Genomic DNA, 1838 nt, shown 5'->3' with positions numbered 1-1838 from the left:
GTCGTCGGCGAGCACTTCTCACGCATCAGGTGTTGCATGCGTCGAATGCTCGAGGCCCGGACTTCCGTCAGTGGGGTGTCAGCTCCGAGCGCCGGCACTATGTGGGTGTTCACGGCACTTCGATATCGAGATCCTTGTAGTCGGTGGTGTGCATCGCCTCGCCGTTCCAGTAGACCGAGCTCTGGGCGGGAACCGTGAAGCCGACGTCGTTCAGCGACTGGAAGAGGATCGCGGCGATGTGATGGGCCCCGTCTTCGTTGCCGACGATGCCCGCGATGGCCACCTTGTCGAACAGCGTGGGTCGTCCGTCAGCATCCGTCTCGCCGAGTTCTGCATCGAGGCGTTCGAGCACACGTTGCGCGACGCTCGAATGCTGCCCCATCCAGGTGGGGGTGACGAAGATGAGGATGTCGGCGTCCAGCACCTGCTCACGGATGCGCGGCCACTCGTCGTCGCCGCCCATGTCCTTCTCGACTCCGGGGTTGAGGGAGAGATCCACGGCGCGGACCAGGTCTCCGGTGACGCCGTGCGCGGAGAGGGCTTCGAGCAGCTGCGTCGCGAGGAGATCGGAGCTGGAGGCTGCGGGTGACGGCTTCAACGTGCACGACACGGCGACAGCAGTGAGTGGTGTATTCATGCTCCGAGCAGACCAGACGACGACGAACGTGCACAGGGGGTTTCCGAGTCCGGGCTATCCTGGTAGATGGCACCGACGACAGGAGATCCCGTGATCCTCAGCTTCCTCTTCTTCATGATCCTCTTCATCGGAGGGATCCTGCTGATGGGCATCTCGTTCGGGCTGCCCGCGTTCCAGGCGATCGCGTTCTGCGGGGGGCTCCTTCTGGTCACGCTGGCCATGGCCTTCCTCCTCCGCCAGGGCGGCACCGCCACCCGTCGGTCGAACAACTGGTCGGGCAAGGCCGCCGAGTGACTCATCGCGGTCTGCGCGTCGCGCCGCGGCGCGTCTGACCGCTCACCGTCGTCTGGCGAGCCGCGCTTCGAGGTTCGCCCTGACTGCGGGCCACTCCGGCTCGATGATCGAGTACTCCACGCTGTCGCGCAGCGCGCCGTTGCGGTACCGGCTCATCGCCCGCATCACGCCGTCCTGCTTGGCCCCGAGGCGCTCGATCGCGGCGCGCGATTGGAAGTTCACCCACTGCGTCGTCAGGCCGACTCGGAACACCCCGAGCGTCTCGAACGCATGCCGCAGCAGCAGCAGCTTGGATTCGGCGTTGGTGCCGGTGCCGTGTGCGGAGGGGCGGTTCCAGGTGAAGCCGATGTGCAGACGAGGCACGTCGGCGACGATGTCGTAGTACGACGTGAGTCCCAGGATGCGGCCGGACGCGTCGAAGGCCGTGAACGGGACCATCTCGCCCTTCTCGATGAGTCCGATCCGTCGCTCGACCTCTGCCGCCACCCCGTCCGGTGCGGGCACCGAGGTGTACCACGCCGTCTTCCACAGGTCGTCCTCCTGTACGGCCTCGATCAGTCCCTCGATGTGCGAGCGATCGAGAGGGCGCAGTTCGACGAGTCGGCCGGTGAGGGTGACGGGGGAGGGCGTGACGAGGAAGGCCATGTCGATATTCAACCAGCGACGAGTAGCGTCTGACGCAACAGGCGCTGATAGGCCACGACCAGCTCGATCGTGACATCCATCTCGAAGGCGAGGCTCGCCAGATGCGGTCCCCGAACCTCCTCCGCCTCGGCGTAGGCGCGCGGGGTGATCAACCGGGATGCCGCCCATTCGTCTGCCTGGCGCTCCTGAAGCGCACGGATGGCGGGGGTGGGCGCGGGGAGATGGCCGAGGCAGGCGTGGCCGAGTTCGTGGGCGAGGACGC

General features: G+C 66.3%; 4 protein-coding genes. 1 reads left to right on the top strand and 3 read right to left on the bottom strand.

Annotation, left to right across the window (positions count from 1 at the left end):
• Positions 1-109 precede the first annotated feature (109 nt).
• On the bottom strand, positions 110-637 hold the full coding sequence (locus tag KZA10_RS13970) for a flavodoxin family protein (RefSeq protein WP_256934869.1): 528 nt from the start codon (positions 635-637) through the stop codon (positions 110-112).
• 66 nt (positions 638-703) lie between these two features.
• Between KZA10_RS13970 and KZA10_RS13965 the strand changes: the two genes are divergently transcribed.
• Complete coding sequence (locus tag KZA10_RS13965) at positions 704-931, top strand: hypothetical protein (RefSeq protein ID WP_229778819.1); 228 nt, start codon at positions 704-706, stop codon at positions 929-931.
• Between the two features lie 42 nt (positions 932-973).
• Here KZA10_RS13965 and KZA10_RS13960 read toward each other — a convergent pair whose 3' ends face one another.
• Both KZA10_RS13960 and KZA10_RS13955 read right to left on the bottom strand, forming a co-directional pair.
• Positions 974-1576, bottom strand: coding sequence for a GNAT family N-acetyltransferase (locus KZA10_RS13960; protein WP_141385895.1), 603 nt, complete (start codon positions 1574-1576; stop codon positions 974-976).
• 8 nt (positions 1577-1584) lie between these two features.
• On the bottom strand, positions 1585-1838 hold a 254-nt coding region (locus tag KZA10_RS13955), incomplete at its 5' end, for an ImmA/IrrE family metallo-endopeptidase (protein ID WP_218683179.1).

The sequence above is a fragment of the Microbacterium sp. BF1 genome (assembly GCF_019279095.1).
Taxonomy (GTDB): Bacteria; Actinomycetota; Actinomycetes; order Actinomycetales; family Microbacteriaceae; genus Microbacterium; species Microbacterium maritypicum.
Note: the sequence above shows the minus strand (reverse complement) of the source record. Positions and strands in the feature narration are given on the sequence as shown.